This is a genomic window from Phreatobacter sp. GW821-FHT04C01 (assembly GCF_059420385.1).
Genome location: NZ_JBWKTP010000010.1, coordinates 89,183 through 106,054, shown reverse-complemented (window position 1 = coordinate 106,054; position 16,872 = coordinate 89,183). Strand labels below are relative to the sequence as shown.

The following is a 16,872-nucleotide window of genomic DNA, read 5'->3' as shown; positions in this document are numbered from 1 at the left end:
CCTGTCCCGTGAGGAGCCCGCCATGACCCTGATCTCTCGCCGCGACACCTTGACGGTCGGGCTCGGCGCCGGCGCCGCCATGGCCGGCATGACCGCTTCCGGACCGGCCGGCGCCGAGGCGCGCAAGCCCGACATCACGCTGCTGCTGGTCAACGACATCTACAAGATGAGCGACGAGCACGGCCGCGGCGGCTTTGCCCGGCTCAACGCCATCGTCAAGGCCGAGCGGGCGCGCGGCACGCCGATGCTCTATGTGCATGCCGGCGACATGTTTTCGCCCTCCCTGATGTCCGGTTTCGACCAGGGCGCCCACACGATCGAGCTGGTCAATCTCGCCCCGCCCGACGTCTTCGTGCCGGGCAACCACGAATTCGACTTCGGCCCCGAGGCCTATGCCAGCCGCCGGCGCGAGGCGAAGTTCGCCTATTTCGCCGCCAATATGCGCGCCGCCGACGGCTCGGTGCTGCCCGGGCACGAGGATGGCCGGATCTTCGACCTCGGCGTGGTCAAGCTCGGCGTGTTCGGCGTAGCCTTGCCCAATACCGCCGAGGTGTCGTCGTCGGGCGACATCAAGTTCAGCCCGACCATGGAGACGGTGCGGCGCGAGGCCGCACGGCTCAGGCGTGCCGGCGCCGATCTCATCGTCTGCTGCGCCCATACCGACCGGGCGGAGGACCTGCAAATCGTTCGCTCGCGCCTGGTCGACGTGCTGCTGACCGGTCACGATCACGACCTCGCGGTGACCTATGACGGCCGCACCGTCATGGTCGAGAGCTCGGAGGAAGGCTATTACGTCACCGCCATCGATCTGACGCTCGGCACATCGGGCGAAGGCGCCGAGAGGCGGGTGACCTTCACGCCGTCGTTCCGGGTCAATGACAGCCGCACCGTCACCCCCGACCCGCAGACCCATGCGCGGGTCCAGGACTATGAAAAACTGCTATCGCAGGAACTCGACGTGGTCATCGCGACCGTGACCGGCGAGCTCGACAGCCGCACCACCACCGTGCGTTCCCAGGAAACCGCGATCGGCGACCTGATCACCGACGCGATGCGCGCCGCCTCCGGCGCCGACGTGGCGATCGTCAATGGCGGCGGCATCCGCGGCAACAGGATCTATCCGGCCGGTCACCAGCTGACCCGCCGCGACGTGCTGACCGAGCTGCCCTTCGGCAACCGCACCGTCATGGCGCCGGTCTCGGGTGCGGATCTGAAGGCGGCGATCGAAAACGGCGTCAGCCAGGTCGAACATCGCGCCGGCCGCTTCCCGCAGGTGTCCGGCCTGACCGCGATCGTCGACCGCTCGCGGCCGGCCGGCGACCGGGTCGTCGCCATGACCGTCGGCGGCGCGCCGCTCGACCCGGCGCGGATCTACACGGTGGCCACCAACGACTTCATGCTGCGCGGCGGCGACGGCTACGGCATGCTCGGCGCCCGTGTCCGCGACGCCGACCTGAAGGGCAAGCTGGTCGCCTCCGACGTGATGGTCCATGCCCGCAAGCTGGGGACCATCGCGGCGGCCGTGGACGGGCGCATCGTGCTGCGCTGAAGCCTGCGAAAGCCCGGTAACGCGCCGATCAAAATCCCGTCAGGCCGCAGACAAGGCCGTTGTGCTGCGCAATATGGCCGGGCGCGTCACGCCCTTTCGGCGGCAGTACGCATGACAGGAGCTGACTATGGATTTGGGTTCGAGCGCCCAGCGCTTTGCGCCATACCTGCTGAGCGTCTTGAGGATCGTCGTTGCACTGATCTTCCTGGCGCATGGCACGCAGAAATTCTTCGGCTTCCCGGCCGCGCCGGCCAGCGGCTATCCGGCCTTCCTTTCGCTGTTCTGGTGGCAGGGCGTCATCGAGATCGTCGGCGGCCTGCTGCTGCTGGTCGGCTTCCTGACCCGCCCGGTGGCCTTCATCCTGGCCGGTGACATGGCGGTCGCCTATTGGATGTTCCACGCTCCGCGCAGCTTCTATCCGCTGTTGAACAATGGCGATGCCGCCGTGCTCTACTGCTTCGTGTTCCTCTATATCGCGGCAGCCGGCGCCGGCGCCTGGGCGATCGACAAGCAGACCCGGCAAGCCTAGCCGATCGAGACCCGGCGCGCCGTCCGGCTCCAAAGGGGCCTGGCGGGCGCGCCGCGGCCGCACGACAACGAGAGCAATATTGGCCTTGCTTCGGCTTGGCGGCGTGATAGCCAGGGCTCCGTTTTCACCGCACGCATCGGTCCGCCATGATCCGCCACATCGTTCTGTTCAGCGCGAAGGACAAAGCCGACATCGACGGGATCGTCGACGGCCTCGCCTGTCTCACCCGGATCCCGCATGCGCGCCACCTGGAGGTTGCGCGCAATCAGAAAACCGATCAGCTCGGCAACGATATCGACGTCGTCGTCTATGGCGAGTTCGACAGCCAGGCAGAGCTTACGGCCTACAAGGCCCACCCGCTCTATGAAGAGGCGATCAGGCTCGCCCGCCCCTTGCGCGAAGTGCGGCTGGCCGCGGATTTCGACATCGCCTCGGCCGTCCGCAAAGCCTGATCGGCCCGGCCCGGGACTTACGAACGCGGCGCCCAGCCGGCAACCGCGGCATGCAGCGCCTCCGGAAGGCGGTAGGATTGCTCGGGCGCGGGAAAGGCGCCACTGCGTACATCCTCGGCAAAACGCGACAAGCCGTCCTGCAGAATGCCGAAACCGTCGACATAGCTGCGCACGAATTTCGCCTTGTGCCCCTGCAGCAGGCCGAGCACGTCGTGGAACACCAGCACCTGGCCCGAGCAAAGCGGGCCGGCGCCGATGCCGATGGTCGGGATGCGCAGCACCTCGGTTGCACGCGCGGCAAGCTCGGTCGGAATGCCTTCCAGAACCAGCGCGAAGCAGCCCGCCGCCTCGAGCGCGCAGGCGTCGTCGAGCAGGCGCAGCGCGTCATCCTCCGCCCGGCCCTGCACCTTGAAGCCGCCCATGACGTTGACGCTTTGCGGCGTCAGGCCGAGATGTCCCATCACCGGGATCTCGCAATCGACCAGCGCGCGGACCATGTCGAGGCGCTTGGCCCCGCCCTCGAGCTTCACCGCGCCGGCGCCGCGCTGCATGAAGCCGCCGGCATTGCGCAAGGTGTCCTCGGCGCCGAGATGAAAGCTCAGATAGGGCATGTCGGCGACGATGAGCGCACGTGGCCTTGTGCGCGTCACCGCCTCCAGATGATGGTTCATCATGGCCATGCTGACCGGCAGCGTGTTGTCGAAGCCGAGGCAGACATTGCCGACGCTGTCACCGACCAGGATCATGTCGACCACGGGGTCGGCGATCCGGGCGGTGGCCGCGTCATAGGCGGTGGTCATGACCAGGCGGCGGCCCTCGTCCTTCCAGCGCTGGACCAGCGGAACGGTGACGCGCTCCTCGGTGGATGGTGCGATATGGCTCATCGATGCCTCCCTTGCGGCGCCAGCCCGCGGTGCCGCGCAACCTCGTTCAATCGTCCTAACGGGCGATGAAGTCCCACAGGAAGCGCAGGCAGACGATCAGCAGGAACAGGCCGAAGGCCACTTCCAGCCGGCGCTTCGGCAGGGCGTGGGCCAGACGCGCGCCGAGCGGCGCGGTCCAGATCGAGGTCGGAATGAACAGCAGGAAGCCGATCAGCGAGACATAGCCGAGCGCGAAGGGAAACTGGAGCGCGGCGACGCCGGGAAATTCCGCGGCTTTCGACCAGCCGGCGAAGATGTAGCCGATGGCGCCGGGAATCGAAATCAGCACGCCGAGCCCCGACGAGGTCGCGATGGCGTTATGGATGGAGCGGCCATAGGCCATCATCACGAGATTGCCGAGCTGGCCACCGCCAATGCCCATCAGGCTGGACAACACGCCGATGACACCGCCGGAGGCCGCCATGCCTGCCTTGCCCGGCATGCCCTTGCCGAATTTCAGCTCCTTGCCGGTCAGGAGCCGGAACGCGGACAGGCCGGCGACGAAAACGAACACCGCCTTGAACACGGCGGGTGGCGCGTAGCGCGCGATGAAGCTGCCGATCGCGACACCCAGGATGACCGGCACGGCCCAGGCCTTCAGCACGTCGAGATCGACGGCGCCGCGCGCCTTGTGCGCCTGGAACGAGCGGATCGAGGTCGGGATGATGATGGCGAGCGAAGTGCCGACACAGAGCGGCATGCGCACCTCCAGCGGTACGCCGACGACGCCGAACAATTCGTAGAGGACCGGCACGATCACCGCGCCGCCGCCGACACCGAAAACGCCCGCGAGAATGCCGGTGGCTGCACCAGCACCGAGAAGACCAACGGCCAGAATGGCCAATTGATCGTAGGGAACACCGAAAAACATGAGAACCTTAGGCAAAAAGCGCGCCAAAAGCTGCGCGGCTGCGATCGCGGCGGACACTGGACTCCACCGCCGCCGGCTTCAAGAGCCCGCAGCGCATGGCGGAACTGCCCGAGCGGGCCCTCCGCCGCGAATTACGCCCGCCGCGCGCTAACGGATCACGTCGTAGCGGCCACCGCGCTCCAGCGCGCGCTGATAGGCCGGCCGGGCATGAATGCGCGCGAGGAAGGCGGTGATCCTGGGATAGGCCAAGGCCTGCTCGCCGCGCAGGCGCACCGCCTCGAGCGGAAAACTCATCTGGATATCGGCGGCCGTCAGCTGGTCGCCCATGAAGAACGGCTTGTCGCCCAGCTCGGCCTCGACGAAGTCCAGGAGTTTCCTGATCTCGGCCTCGACCGCCGCCAGCATGGGCACGGCCGGCTCACCGACCGGTTTCAGATAGAGCCGGAGCAGCAGCGGCGTGATCGCCGAGCCCTCGGCGAAATGCATCCAATAGAGATAGCGCGGCCAGCTCTTGGCGGTCCGCGCCGGTGCCCAATCGCCCGTGCCGTGGCGATCCAGCAGATATTCGATGATCGCAGCCGACTCGGCCAGCACGATCTCGCCATCGTCGATGACGGGCGACTTGCCGAGGGGATGGACCGCGTTGAGGGCGGCCGGCGCCTTGCGCGTCGCGGGGTCGCGTTCGTAACGGATGATTTCGTAGTCGAGGCCGAGTTCCTCGAGCAACCAGAGAATACGCTGCGAACGGGAATTGTTGAGGTGATGGACCTTGATCATCGCGCGCTCCGGAACTTCGGCAGCAAACACCATGGCCCGGCGCCTGCCAACCGTCATCCGGCGAGAGATCAGGCGGCGCTGGCGACGCGCTCCTCCGCACGCTCCTGGCGCTCTCGGCGCCCCGTGGTCACCTGTGCGAGCGCGTCGCGGATCACCGCGATGCCGGCTCCCGGCTTCACCGCCTCGGTGCTGAGATGGCGGCGGAAGGCACGCGCGCCTGGAACGCCCTGGTAGAGGCCGAGAATGTGGCGGGTGATGGCTGAGAGCCTTACGCCATGGCCGAGTTCGGCCTCGACATAGGGGATCAACTGCTCGACCACCGCGTCGAGCGAGGCCACCGGTGCCGGCTCGCCGAAGATCTCGGGGTCGACATCGACAAGGATATGGGGATCCTGATAGGCGGCCCGACCGAGCATGACGCCGTCGAGCGTGACACCGTCGCGAGGCTCCAGCAGGGCTTTGGCCTCGGCGATCGTGGCGATACCGCCATTAATGGCGATCGGCAGATGCGGAAGCCGCGCCTTCAGGCGGAACACCCGGCCATAGTCGAGCGGCGGGATCTCGCGGTTCTCGCGCGGCGACAGGCCCTTCAGCCAGGCCTTGCGGGCATGCACGGTGAGCGCGTCGACACCGGCCGGCACCACCGCGTCGGCAAGCGCATCGAGGCTTTCTTCCGGATCCTGGTCGTCGATGCCGATCCGGCATTTCACCGTCACCGGCACGCCGACCGCCGCCTTCATCGCCGCCACGCAATCGGCGACCAGCGCCGGGGTCGCCATCAGGCAGGCGCCGAACTGGCCGCCCTGGACGCGGTCGGACGGGCAGCCGACATTCAGGTTGATCTCGTCATAACCAAAACCCTCGCCGATGCGCGCGGCCTCGGCGAGCGCCGCCGGATCGGAGCCGCCGAGCTGCAGCGCCACCGGATGTTCCTGCGAGGACAGGCCGAGCAGCCTTTCGCGATCGCCATGGATCACCGCGCCGGCCGTGACCATTTCGGTATAGAGCCGGGCACGACGCGTCATGAGACGATGGAAGAACCGGCAATGCCTGTCCGTCCAGTCCATCATCGGTGCAATGGCGAATTTATCCATCTGAAATCGCTTCATTTTTATTCGATCTTCAAATCCTTGAACCGCTTCGCATGCACTCGCTCCTGCGGTCTCGCGCGCGCTGTTCGCCACCGCTCGACGGCCGGGTGTACATCCGACGCACAGGCACTTGCGCCGCGCCCTGCGCGGCCCGTCCGGTGGCCGGTGCCGGGACGCCATGCCAGCCGCATTCCTGCGCCCCACCGCAGTCACCGTCGAACGCCAGTTCGGCCGCGTTGAAAGGCCAACCTCGCCGTGTCTTGCCGACTGGAAACCATCGGCAAGCCCAGCGACCTCCATATCGTCGACATGACGTCGTCGGGCAAGGCCCCTTGCCCCATCGGTATGTGAGGCACCCTGCCCCGCCCAGTCGCTCCGGACCACGCTGCCCAAAGCCAGCGGATCAATGCCGTCGGCCCAGAGGCTATCGCCATCGTCGCGACGCGGCGGGCACCGCGCGAGGCGGGCGTGCCGGGCTTCGCTTCCAGAGGGAGGCGAATGGCGAGCCTTCTTTGCAGCGCCACCGTCGGGGTGGCTGACGCCGCGCTTCAAGCGCGCGCCTTCCGGAACGCATTCTTCTTGGCGACCATGTCGCCCTCGAATTCGAGCAGGTCGCAGCCGGCCGTGCTGACCGCCTCCCCGTTTGCCGAGGACGCCACGAAATCCCATTCGAAGGTGCCGATATTGCCGGAGACGACAACCCTGAGGTTCTCGAACCTGCCATCAGGAAAGCGATCGAAGAAAGCCTTCACGCCGCGGCGTATCTCTTCCGTGCCATGATAGGTCTTGCCAAGCCGGTCCGGGCCAACGGAGGCGTGATAGACGCCGTCGGCAGTGAAGAAGCTGGTCACCAGGTCCGGATCGCCGCTGTTCCAGGCCGACCCGAATGCGGTCGCCCGCTCCACCGTCATCGTCTTTGCCAATGTCTCTCTCCTCGCCCTGGCGCCAAGAATTCTCCGAGACAACCTCTACCTTACAAGCGCCCGGCATGCATCGGCCGCAATGGGAGGGGCTGTGCCGCTCGGCGGGGCCGATGCGATCGGCGCGCGCCTCCCTCTCGTCGAGATGGCGACAAGCGGCTGGAGGCGTCACCGCGCGAACCCGACAAGCGCACCCGTGCAAGCCCCCGAGCGAGGCTGCAGACCGATCAGGAGGCGATCGGCTCCGCCGGGTTCTTCAGTCCGGCCGTCTCGCCACCATCGACCGTCAGGACGGTGCCGTTGACGAATGACGACAGCGGCGAGAGCAGCCAGAACACTGCCTCGGCAATGTCCTCAGGTGTTCCAAGGCGGTTCGATGGGATCCGGCTCTGCAGCAATTCGCGCCGACCCGGCAAGGCGAGCGTCCTTGCCATCATCCGGGTCTCGATCTGGCCCGGACAGATGGCGTTGACACGAACTCTGGCACCGATCTCCAGGGCCAGGGCCTGGGTGAAGCCGATCAGGGCCGCCTTCGAGGCCGTATAGAGCGCGAGCCCCTCCTCGCCGACCTTGCCGGCGATCGAAGACATCATGACGACCGAACCCTGGCCGGCTTCCAGCCCGGCAAGAGCATGGCGCGTAAAAAGGTAAGCCGAACGCGCATTGACGGCCATGATCCGGTCCCAGTCGGCCAGCGTCGATTGCGCGAAGGTCTGTCGCGCGCCCATGCCGGCATTGTTGACGAGCCCGGTGATCCGCCCGCCACCGATGTCCAGGGCCAACGCGACGGCGCGAACGCAATCGTCTTCGTTGGCTGCGTCGCCTTCGACGAACCGGGCGCCCTCGGCTTCCGCCATGAGGGCCTCCGCCGCGGCTTCGTCACGGCCGGTGAAGACGACGCGCGCGCCGACGCCGGCGAGGCGTCTGACACAAGCCGCCCCGATGCCATGCGTGCCGCCGGTGACCAGCACCACTGCCTCGCCGAGCGACATGATCAGGCTCCGTAGTTCACGGGGGTGGCGAGCCACCCCTCTTCATGCCTTTGCCAATAGAGATCGTGGAGCCGGCGCGACTGGGGCCCGGGTCGCCCGTCGCCGAGCGACCTGCCGTCGAGAACCGTCACCGGCATGATGCCGCCGGCGGTGCTGGTCAGGAAGATTTCGTCCGCGTCGCGCAATTCCGACGCGGCGATCGGGCGGGTCTCGACAGGCAGTTGCAACTCGGCGGCAAGTTCGATCACGGTGCGCCGGGTCATGCCTTCGAAAACCCCGCGATCCGGCGTCAGCAGGCGGCCATTCTTGACCGCGAAGAGATTGAAGCCGGCGCCCTCGGTGATGTTGCCGTCCCGGTCGGGCAGCACGGCCACGACCGCGTCGCGATCATAGGCTTCGAAAATACCCATGGTCAGGTCGAGCCAATGGAAATTCTTGATGCGGGGATCGACCGATTCGGGCGGAATCCGCTCCGGCGTCGCGATGATCAGGCTTAGTCCGTCGCGCCGCTGCGCGTCATTGGCGATCCACACGAAGGGTTGCGCGAAGACATAGAGCCGGTTCTGGCACAGGCGCGGATCGCGGCTGCCGCGCGGCGGCACGCCACGGGTACAGGTCATCTGGACATAGGCATCCTGAAGGCCGCTGCGGCGGACGCATTGATGCAGGATCTCGATCAGGTCCTCGCGCGAGCACGGCAAGGTCATCCGGAGGCCGGCCATCGAGGCGTAGAAGCGGTCGACATAATCGTCGAGCCGGAAGAACCGGCCCTTCCAGACGTGAACCACGTCATAGGTCGCATCCGAGCGGACGAAGCCGCGGTCGGTGATCGGAATGCGGGCTTCGCCGAGCGGCACATAGTGGCCGTCGATGAAGGCCACGCCTTCAGACAAGGGGCTTGAGGATTGAGCCGCGACGGTCATGGGAGCCTCGTGACGGGTTGGCGGAAGGTCAGGCGGAACGTGCAGCGGCGGGCGCCGCAGCGATCCCGGCGCTGGGGAAGCTCTCGGGCAGGATATGGCGAAGCAGCAGCATGACCTGCCCGTTCAGCATGGGCCTGCCATCCAGATGGCGGGCACCACGGGCCATGGCGGCACGGGCGAGCGCGCTCGGGCTCGCCGCGATCAGCGCCTCGGCGACGCAGGTACCGGGCCCGATCACCGCCGGATCGACCGGCAAGGGATCGTCCGGGGCAAGCCCGAGGGACGTGGCGTTGACGATCAGGTCGGCGCCCGGCCCCGCTGATGATGCCGTGCTCACGACGAGACGCGGATAGGCGCGGCCGAGCCGCTGGGCCAGACCCGCGGCTTTCGCCGGCGTGCGATTGACGATCTCGATGGCGGCGGCGCCGGATCCGGCCAGGGCGAAGGCGATCGACGCCGCGGCGCCGCCCGATCCGAGCAACAGGACGCGGCGGCCGGCGATCGCCACATCCTCGGCCTGCAACCCGGCGACGAAACCCGTGCCGTCGAAGGTCTCTCCGACCAGCCGGCCGTCGGCCTCGCGCCTGACCGCATTGACGGTTCCGGCCTGCGCAGCGGACGGGCCGAGCACGTCGCAAAGTCCTGCCGCATCCGGCTTGTGCGGGATCGAGACGACGAAACCGGCGAGATTTTGCAGGCGCGCCAGGCCGCGCCACGCCTCGATGAGCCCTTCCGCCCCGACATGCAGTCCGATGGCGACGGCGTCGACGCCGTGCTCCGCGAAGATGCTGTTGAGCAGTTGCGGCGTGCGAACCTGTCCGATGGGGTCGGCGATCAGGCCGACGATGCGCGTGGTGCCGGAAATCTGCACGGCCCGTCCTTTCGGGGTTTCGGCCGGCGGCGAGGACCGCCGGACCTGTGATTCAGAGCTGCGGATAGAGGTGGCCCCAGGGCCGGGCCTCTTCGATCTCCGCCGCCAGGCGGAACAGCGCGGCTTCGGCACCGAGCCGCGCGGCGATCTGGATGCCGACCGGCAAACCGTCAGGCGTCACCGCGAAGGGCACGCTGGCTGCGGGGATGCCGGTGACATTGGCGGGCGCGGTGAAGGCAAAGGATGCGATGACGCGCCCGAAAGCCTCGGCGCCACCGACCACGGCCGCATCGTAATGGCCAAGCCTTGGCGGCGGGAAGGCCAATGTCGGCGTCAGCCAGATATCGTAACTCTCCAGGAACCGGCCGAGCGTCCGCGTCAGTCCCTGAAAGGTGACGAGATCGCCGATATAGTCGAATGCCAGGCGCTGGCGTCCGAGCTCGACCAGATATTGGTTGAGCGGTTCCAGACCGGAGGCGAGATCGTCGATCGAAACACCGCGGGCCGCGGCGGTCGCCGCCATGGCCCGGGTCACGGTCAGCGGCCAGAAATTGCGCAATGCCGCCCGAAATGCCTCGCCATTGATGATGGGCGCCGTCCATTCGACCCGATGGCCGAGACTTTCGAGCAGGCTGGCGGCCTCGCGCACCGCGGCCCGGCAGGCCGGGTCGACATCGACCGCGAACAAGGCGTCGTCCGAGACGGCGATGCGCAGCGGCCGGTCGCGCCGGCCGAGCGCCGCCAGGAAGGTGCCCTCGACCGGTGGCGCCACATAGGGGTCGCCGGCGAGCACGCCATGGGTGGCATCGAGCACGGCCGCGCTGTCGCGGACCGAGCGCGAGACCACATGCTCGGCGGTGATGCCGCCCATGGATTCACCGACATCCGGGCCGAGCGTGATCCGGCCGCGCGACGGCTTCAGGCCGAACAGGCCGCAGGACGAAGCGGGGATGCGGGTCGAGCCGGCGCCGTCATTGGCATGGGCCACCTGGACCAGGCCGGCCGCCACCGCCGCGGCCGCGCCGCCACTGGAGCCCCCGGCCGAATGGCCTGAGGCCCAGGGGTTGCGCGTCGGGCCGTAGAGCGCCGGCTCGGTCGTGCCGATCGTCACCATTTCCGGCACATTGGTCTTGCCGGCCAGGACGAAGCCTGCCTGCCGGTAGCGCCGCGTCAATTCGCTGTCGTGGTCGATGATGTTGTCGCGGAACAGCCGGGACCCATTGGTGGTCGCCGTGCCCGCGACATGGCAGTAGAAGTCCTTCACCAGGAAGGGCACACCGCGGAACGGCCCCTCCGGCAGGCCCCGCGCGATCGCGGCGCGCGCCTGGTCGAACAGGGTCATCGTCACCGCATTGACGGTGGGGTTGATCCGCTCGATCCGGCGGATCGTCTCGTCCAGAAGCTCGCCCGGCGAGACCTCGCCCGCGGCGATCAGCGCCGCCTGGCCGAGCGCGTCGCAATGGTGCAATTGATCGTTCATCTCGATGATCCCTGCCGGTCCGGTCTCGTCAATCCTTGCGGGCCGCGACGCCATCGACCTCCAGGCGCCAGCTCTCCTGGCCGAGCGCTGCGACCAGCACCAGCGACAGGGCCGGCGCCGGCGTGCCCAGGACCCGGTCACGCACGGCGCGGATGGCCGGCAGATCGGCGCGCGACACCACGAAGAAGTTCAGCTTGACCAGGTCCTTCAGCGTCATCCCGGCCTTGGCCAGCACCCGTTCGATATTGGCGAAGATCACTTCGGTCTGCTCCTCCGCCGTTTCGGCGACCCGACCGTCCGGGTGGACGCCGACCTGGCCGGCGATCGACAGGATCCGCGCAGCCGGCGGAATTTCGACGGCATGGCTGTAATTGCCGAAGGGCGGAGCGATGTCGTCGGCGATCAGATGTCTCATGGTCGGGCGTCCTGTTGAAATCCGAAAAAGGGAATGAGCCGCCGGTCAGCCCGCGTCGGGGCTGGGCCGAACGGCGTGCCGGGCGACGAAGCCGGCCAGGAATTCGCCGAGCGAACGGCCGATCGTCGCGATGTTGTAGCCGCCCTCCTGGATCAGCGCGGTCGGCAGGCTGAGCGCGCCGAGCCGTTCGCCGATCCGCCGGAAGCCGTCATGGCTGACGCCGAGCCCCATGCTGGGGTCCTCGGCATGAGCATCGAGCCCGAGCGACACGACCAGCGCATCCGGCACGAAGCGTTCGATGCGCCGGCAGGCCTGATCGAGGGCTTGCAGATAGACCGTGTCGTCGGCGCCGGCGGCGAGTGGCAGATTGAGGTTGTAGCCAAGCCCCTCGCCGGCCCCGCGCTCATGTCCATGACCGACGAAATAGGGATGATAATCGGTCGGGTCGCGATGCAGCGAGACGAACAGGACGTCGGAGCGGTGATAGAAAATCCCCTGCGTCCCGTTGCCATGATGCACGTCGATATCGATCAGCGCGACGCGCTCGACCTTGCGGCGGAGATACTGCGCCGCGATCGCCGCGTTGTTCAGATAGGTCGCGCCGCCGCCCATGTCGCGATAGGCGTGATGGCCGGAGGGCCGACAGAGCGCATAGACCACCGCCTCGCCGGCCAGGACGCGATGGGCCGCATCCGCCGCCAGATTGGCCGACGCCACCGCCGCCTCGTAGGTGCCCGGCCCGATCGGCGCCAACTGGTCGTGCATGTGATAGCCGGCGCGCCCGACGATCGAGGTCGGATAGCCACCGACCATGTCGCGCACGGGGAAAATATTGGCGAAAACGTTCGGGGACGCACCCTCCAGGCGGCTCCACTCGGCATAAGCGACCGCCAGAAAATCGAGATATTCGGGCGAGTGGACGGCGGCGATCGGCGCAAGGCCGTGCTGGTTCGCCGGGACCTGGCGATGACCGGCGGCAAGTGCTGCCTCGCGCAGCACGTCGACGCGCTCGGGCAGGTCGCGGCCCGGCCGATAGACGCCGAGCCGCATCACGTCGCCCGGCACGTGCAGGACATGCGTGTCGGAATGGAGAATATGCATGGTTCGTCTCCTCGTCCTGGTCGGCGGACCTGATCACACCAGCATGGTCAAGGGCATCTGGATCAGGCCCCTGAATTCGGCCAACCAGCGGGCCGCGACCGCGCCGTCGATCGCCCGGTGATCGATCGACAAGGTCACGCTGACCACCTGGCTCTCACCGACGATGCCTTCGTCCAGGCGCAGCCACCGCCGCGCCGCGCCCACCGCCAGGATGGCCGATTGGGGCGGACGGACGATGGCGGTGAACTGGCGCACGCCGCGCATGCCGAGATTGGTCACCGTCATCGCGCCGCCCTGTTCGTCGATCGGCGCGAGCCGCCCCGTGCGGGCCTGTGCGGCGAGACCGCGGATCTCGGCGGAGATGACCGATAGCGGCTTGCTTCCGGCATCACGCACGACCGGCGCGATGAGACCAGCCTCGGTCGCGACCGCCACCGCGATATCGGCGCGCTCGAGCCGCAGGCGCGCCGCCTCGGTCCACATGACGTGGAAATCCGGCACCCGCAGCAGGGCCACCGCTGTGGCGCGCACGACGAAATCATTGATCGACAGCCTGGCCTCGGCGGCGCGGCCGGCATTGAGCTTCGCGCGCAGGGCGAGAAGCGCGTCCAGCTCGCAATCGGCCAAAAGCGAGACATGCGGAACATCGCGCTGGCTCGCCGAAAGCACCGACATATTGGCCAGGTGCCGTGCCGTATGCGGCACCGCCTGATGCGGAATTTCATCGGCCGGCAGCGGCACCCGCATGGACGAGAGCCCGGCTCCGTCGGAGGCTGCGAGAGGTGCTGCCCGCGCGACCTCACTGGAGGCCTCGACATCCCGGCTGACGATACGGCCGCGCGGACCGCTGCCGCGCAAGCTCGCCAGATCGATGCCGCGATCGCGGGCCAGCCGGCGCGCCAGCGGCGTCGCGAACATGCGTGGCCCATCGCCCGGCAGGGTCAAGCGCGCGGCGCCGAACTTGGGCGCGATGGGACGGCGCGCGGTCAAGTCCAGGCTGTCGGCTGCCGGAATGGAAACCATGACGTCAGGCCTGGGGTTCGAGCATGTCGGCCAAGGCCCGGACGATCTCCGGCGTGCCGGCGAAGGCGGCGCGCTCGAGCACTTTCGAAATGCTCGGCGAAGCTTCGCCGCCGGTCACCCGTTCGATCGGGTGGTCGAGCCAGTCGAAGAAACGGCGCTGGATCTCGTCGGCGAGCCAGGCGCCATAGGAGGTTCCGCGCGCGCCCTGCTCGACGATGACGACACGATTGGTCTTGACGATGGAACCGCCGATCGTCTCCCAGTCGAGCCCGGCGCGATCCAGGGTGCGCAGATCGATGACCTCGATATCGGCGCCAAGCTCGTCGACCGCCTCCAACGTCCGCCTGACCATGCCGAGATAGGTCAGCGCGGTGGCCCGGCTGCCGACGCGGCGGATGGCGGCCTTGCCGAAGGGAATGAGATAGTCGAGATCCTCGGCCGGTGCCGGTCCGCTGGCGCTATAGAGATCGACATGTTCGATGACCAGCACCGGGTCCTTGCAGGCCAGCGCCGTGTTCATCAGCCCGACATAGTCGAACGGCGTCGAGGGCGCGACGATGCGCCAGCCGGGCGCGGTCGCGAACAGGCCGGCAGGGTCCATGGAATGCTGCGAGCCATAACCGGTGCCCATCGCCACCTTGGTGCGCAGCACCAGCGGCACGGCGAGGTCGCCGCCGAACATGTGGCGCGCCTTGCCGATCTGGTTGAACACCTGGTCGGCCGCCACCCACATGAAATCCGGATACATGAACTCGACGATCGGCTTGTAGCGGCCGTCCATGGCGATGCCGCCGCCGAGCCCGCAAAAGGCGTTCTCGCTGATCGGCGTGCCGAGCACCCGGTCTGGAAAACGATCCTTCAGGTCGCGCGTCGCGCCATTGGTGCCGCCCTTCAGGCGATGAATGTCTTCACCGAGCACGACCACGCCCGGATCCGTCTCCATGCGCCTTGCGATGACGTCTGCGATGACATCGACAAACCTGCGTTCTGTGACGCGGCCCGTGAAGGTTTCGAGTTCGCTCGTCCGGGCGCCGGCGAGTTCGGCGAGATCGCCGCGAATGCCGACGTCGCGAAAATCGGCCGACGGCCAGAGCTCGCCGGGAATACGGCGCCGATTGCCGGCGGTCGGCTCGGTCAACTCGTTGGCAAGCTCCGCCATCAGCGCCTGGCTCCGGTCACGCAGATCGGCGACCTCACCTTCGGTGATCAGCGACAGCGCGATCATCTCGCGGGCCGCACGATCCAGGGGATCACGCAGGCGCCAGCTCGCCTCCTCCTCCTTGGAGCGATAGCCGAAGGCGCTGCCGGGAAAGGCGCCGTTCTGGTGGAAAAAGCGATAGACCTCGGCCTCGACGATGGTCGGGCCGGCGCCCGAACGCATATGCGCGACCGCCGCCTTCATGGCGAGGTGAACCGCCAGCGGGTTCATGCCGTCGACGCGCCAGGCGGGAATGCCAAAGGCCTGGCCGCGCGACGACAGGCGCGGCTCGGCGGTGGATTCGCCAACCGTGGTGGCCACCGCATAGCCGTTGTTCTCGATGAAGAAGCACAGCGGCAGCTTCCAGGCGGCGGCGAGATTCATGGTCTCCAGCACCGAGCCGATATTGACCGCGCCGTCGCCGAAATAGGTCACCGCCACCGTGTCGGTGCCGGCCTGTTTGTGCGCCCAGGCGGCCCCCGCGGCCAAGGGCACGCCACCGCCGACAATGGCATTGGTGCCGAGCACGCCCGCTTCAGCCCAACGCAGATGCATCGAGCCGCCGCGTCCCCGGCAGAAGCCCTGGGCCAGCCCCAGGATCTCGGCCAGCGACCGCTTCATCAGGTCGCGGATCGGTCCGCGAAACGACCCCTGCGGGTCGAGGCCATCGGGTGCCACCTGCAGCAGCGACTTGGCCAGGAACTGGTGATGGCCGCGATGGGATCCATTGATCTGGTCGTCGGTCCGCAATGCCAAAATGGATCCGACCGCGCCGCCTTCCTGCCCGATGGAGGAATGCGCGGGCCCATGGACCAGCCCCTCGCCGGCCAATTGCAGGACCGCCTCCTCGAAGGCCCTGATCAGATGCAGCTGGGTCAGCGCCGTCTTCAGCGTTGCCCCATCCGCCTTGGACCAGTCGGCCTTCGAGGCTTCGAAGCCGATCCAGGGCGCCTCGCTGCGCATCGTCGTCGATCTTGCCATCGCGGCCCCCGAGAACATCCCCGCGCGGCGAACGGCCGAGCGCATGTCACTGGCGACAGGGATAGCCAGGCAAAGGTTGCTCTGTCAAGCCAATGGATCCAATGAAGCATTTTTTGTTGCATTGAAATCCTTCTATTGGATTATATGGATCCAATCATGATCGACGTGTCATTTCGCCAACCCGCATCACCGGAGCCGCCATGCCCCAGACACCATCAAGACCGAACCCATCCGGACCCACCCCCTCGCAGGGCCTGCCGGGGCTTCGGGGCACCGAACATATCGGCTTCACCGTGCCCGACCTCGATCAGGCGATCGGCTTTTTCGTCGACGTCATCGGCTGCGAGCCGTTCTATGAACTGGGCCCGTTCAGTGCCGCGGATTCGTGGATGGCGGATCATCTCGACGTCCATCCGCGCGCGGTCATGAAGCGGCTGAAGTTCCTGCGGTGCCGCACGGGTCCGAACTTCGAGATCTTCGAATATGACGCCCCGGACCAGAAGCGCCGGCAGCCCAGGAATTCCGATGTGGGGGGGCATCACCTCGCCTTCTATGTCGAAGATATCGCGGCGGCGGTCGATCATCTGAAGGCCCACGGCGTGCGCGTGCTCGGCGAACCGACGGTGCGCGACAGCGGCCCCAGCGCCGGCCAGACCTGGGTGTATTTCCTGGCGCCCTGGGGCATGCAGCTGGAGCTCGTGAGTTATCCCGCCGGCAAGGCCTATGAGCGCGACAGGCCGGAGCGGCTATGGCATCCTGCCCTCCCGCAGCTCTGA

17 protein-coding genes are annotated in these 16,872 nt (G+C 67.5%); 4 read left to right on the top strand and 13 right to left on the bottom strand.

Translation table 11 applies throughout. The annotated features are described in order from the left end of the window. Positions 1–22: 22 nt before the first annotated feature. The 3 genes from AC07WJ_RS29615 (at position 23) to AC07WJ_RS29605 (ending at position 2,530) form a co-directional block, all read left to right on the top strand. Entirely contained in the window at positions 23–1,549 is a 1,527-nt protein-coding gene (locus AC07WJ_RS29615) for a bifunctional metallophosphatase/5'-nucleotidase (protein ID WP_494938305.1), read from the top strand. A gap of 127 nt (positions 1,550–1,676) precedes the next feature. Beyond that, a complete protein-coding gene (locus tag AC07WJ_RS29610; protein WP_494938304.1) occupies positions 1,677–2,078 on the top strand; it encodes a DoxX family protein in 402 nt (133 codons plus the stop codon). Between the two features lie 146 nt (positions 2,079–2,224). After that, entirely contained in the window at positions 2,225–2,530 is a 306-nt protein-coding gene (locus tag AC07WJ_RS29605; protein ID WP_494938303.1) for a Dabb family protein, read from the top strand. Positions 2,531–2,547: 17 nt separating this feature from the next. On the opposite strand, the gene panB is transcribed toward AC07WJ_RS29605, so the two are convergent. The 13 genes from panB to AC07WJ_RS29540 form a co-directional block, all read right to left on the bottom strand. Then, entirely contained in the window at positions 2,548–3,414 is an 867-nt protein-coding gene (panB, locus tag AC07WJ_RS29600; RefSeq protein ID WP_494938302.1) for a 3-methyl-2-oxobutanoate hydroxymethyltransferase, read from the bottom strand. Positions 3,415–3,469: 55 nt separating this feature from the next. Further along, entirely contained in the window at positions 3,470–4,324 is an 855-nt protein-coding gene (locus tag AC07WJ_RS29595; RefSeq protein ID WP_494938301.1) for a sulfite exporter TauE/SafE family protein, read from the bottom strand. A 147-nt stretch (positions 4,325–4,471) separates the two neighbouring features. After that, positions 4,472–5,101, bottom strand: a complete 630-nt coding sequence (locus AC07WJ_RS29590) for a glutathione S-transferase family protein (RefSeq protein WP_494938489.1) — start codon at positions 5,099–5,101, stop codon at positions 4,472–4,474. Between the two features lie 68 nt (positions 5,102–5,169). After that, positions 5,170–6,210 carry a tRNA dihydrouridine(20/20a) synthase DusA gene (gene dusA, locus AC07WJ_RS29585; RefSeq protein ID WP_494938300.1) on the bottom strand — a complete coding sequence of 347 codons (1,041 nt, stop codon included), beginning with the start codon at positions 6,208–6,210 and terminating at the stop codon, positions 5,170–5,172. A gap of 530 nt (positions 6,211–6,740) precedes the next feature. Continuing rightward, the gene (locus AC07WJ_RS29580; RefSeq protein ID WP_494938299.1) at positions 6,741–7,115 is read right to left on the bottom strand and encodes a nuclear transport factor 2 family protein; all 375 of its coding nucleotides are present in this window, start codon (positions 7,113–7,115) and stop codon (positions 6,741–6,743) included. 224 nt (positions 7,116–7,339) lie between these two features. Beyond that, complete coding sequence (locus tag AC07WJ_RS29575) at positions 7,340–8,104, bottom strand: SDR family NAD(P)-dependent oxidoreductase (RefSeq protein ID WP_494938298.1); 765 nt, start codon at positions 8,102–8,104, stop codon at positions 7,340–7,342. A 2-nt stretch (positions 8,105–8,106) separates the two neighbouring features. Beyond that, complete coding sequence (locus AC07WJ_RS29570; protein ID WP_494938297.1) at positions 8,107–9,027, bottom strand: aminotransferase class IV; 921 nt, start codon at positions 9,025–9,027, stop codon at positions 8,107–8,109. 28 nt (positions 9,028–9,055) lie between these two features. Further along, positions 9,056–9,898 (bottom strand): shikimate dehydrogenase family protein, encoded by an 843-nt coding sequence (locus tag AC07WJ_RS29565; protein ID WP_494938296.1) that lies wholly within the window; start codon positions 9,896–9,898, stop codon positions 9,056–9,058. A gap of 52 nt (positions 9,899–9,950) precedes the next feature. Continuing rightward, positions 9,951–11,378: an amidase gene (locus AC07WJ_RS29560; protein WP_494938295.1), complete on the bottom strand. Its 1,428-nt coding sequence runs from the start codon at positions 11,376–11,378 to the stop codon at positions 9,951–9,953. A gap of 28 nt (positions 11,379–11,406) precedes the next feature. Then, positions 11,407–11,793 carry a RidA family protein gene (locus AC07WJ_RS29555; protein ID WP_494938294.1) on the bottom strand — a complete coding sequence of 129 codons (387 nt, stop codon included), beginning with the start codon at positions 11,791–11,793 and terminating at the stop codon, positions 11,407–11,409. Between the two features lie 45 nt (positions 11,794–11,838). Beyond that, positions 11,839–12,894, bottom strand: coding sequence for a histone deacetylase family protein (locus AC07WJ_RS29550; protein WP_494938293.1), 1,056 nt, complete (start codon positions 12,892–12,894; stop codon positions 11,839–11,841). A gap of 33 nt (positions 12,895–12,927) precedes the next feature. Then, positions 12,928–13,884, bottom strand: coding sequence for a 2-oxo acid dehydrogenase subunit E2 (locus AC07WJ_RS29545; RefSeq protein ID WP_494938292.1), 957 nt, complete (start codon positions 13,882–13,884; stop codon positions 12,928–12,930). Positions 13,885–13,921: 37 nt separating this feature from the next. After that, complete coding sequence (locus AC07WJ_RS29540) at positions 13,922–16,096, bottom strand: alpha-ketoacid dehydrogenase subunit alpha/beta (RefSeq protein ID WP_494938291.1); 2,175 nt, start codon at positions 16,094–16,096, stop codon at positions 13,922–13,924. 200 nt (positions 16,097–16,296) lie between these two features. Here AC07WJ_RS29540 and AC07WJ_RS29535 point away from each other — a divergent pair, with 200 nt between their 5' ends. Beyond that, complete coding sequence (locus tag AC07WJ_RS29535) at positions 16,297–16,872, top strand: VOC family protein (RefSeq protein ID WP_494938290.1); 576 nt, start codon at positions 16,297–16,299, stop codon at positions 16,870–16,872.

Bases quoted from the DNA above. Each gene is read 5' to 3' on its own strand.
- AC07WJ_RS29540 (WP_494938291.1), bottom strand. From the start codon at position 16,096: ATGGCAAGATCGACGACGATGCGCAGCGAGGCGCCCTGGATCGGCTTC.
- AC07WJ_RS29605 (WP_494938303.1), top strand. From the start codon at position 2,225: ATGATCCGCCACATCGTTCTGTTCAGCGCGAAGGACAAAGCCGACATC.
- dusA (WP_494938300.1), bottom strand. From the start codon at position 6,210: ATGAAGCGATTTCAGATGGATAAATTCGCCATTGCACCGATGATGGAC.
- AC07WJ_RS29555 (WP_494938294.1), bottom strand. From the start codon at position 11,793: ATGAGACATCTGATCGCCGACGACATCGCTCCGCCCTTCGGCAATTAC.
- AC07WJ_RS29595 (WP_494938301.1), bottom strand. From the start codon at position 4,324: ATGTTTTTCGGTGTTCCCTACGATCAATTGGCCATTCTGGCCGTTGGT.
- AC07WJ_RS29570 (WP_494938297.1), bottom strand. From the start codon at position 9,027: ATGACCGTCGCGGCTCAATCCTCAAGCCCCTTGTCTGAAGGCGTGGCC.
- AC07WJ_RS29550 (WP_494938293.1), bottom strand. From the start codon at position 12,894: ATGCATATTCTCCATTCCGACACGCATGTCCTGCACGTGCCGGGCGAC.
- AC07WJ_RS29615 (WP_494938305.1), top strand. From the start codon at position 23: ATGACCCTGATCTCTCGCCGCGACACCTTGACGGTCGGGCTCGGCGCC.
- AC07WJ_RS29590 (WP_494938489.1), bottom strand. From the start codon at position 5,101: ATGATCAAGGTCCATCACCTCAACAATTCCCGTTCGCAGCGTATTCTC.
- panB (WP_494938302.1), bottom strand. From the start codon at position 3,414: ATGAGCCATATCGCACCATCCACCGAGGAGCGCGTCACCGTTCCGCTG.
- AC07WJ_RS29560 (WP_494938295.1), bottom strand. From the start codon at position 11,378: ATGAACGATCAATTGCACCATTGCGACGCGCTCGGCCAGGCGGCGCTG.
- AC07WJ_RS29610 (WP_494938304.1), top strand. From the start codon at position 1,677: ATGGATTTGGGTTCGAGCGCCCAGCGCTTTGCGCCATACCTGCTGAGC.
- AC07WJ_RS29575 (WP_494938298.1), bottom strand. From the start codon at position 8,104: ATGTCGCTCGGCGAGGCAGTGGTGCTGGTCACCGGCGGCACGCATGGC.
- AC07WJ_RS29535 (WP_494938290.1), top strand. From the start codon at position 16,297: ATGCCCCAGACACCATCAAGACCGAACCCATCCGGACCCACCCCCTCG.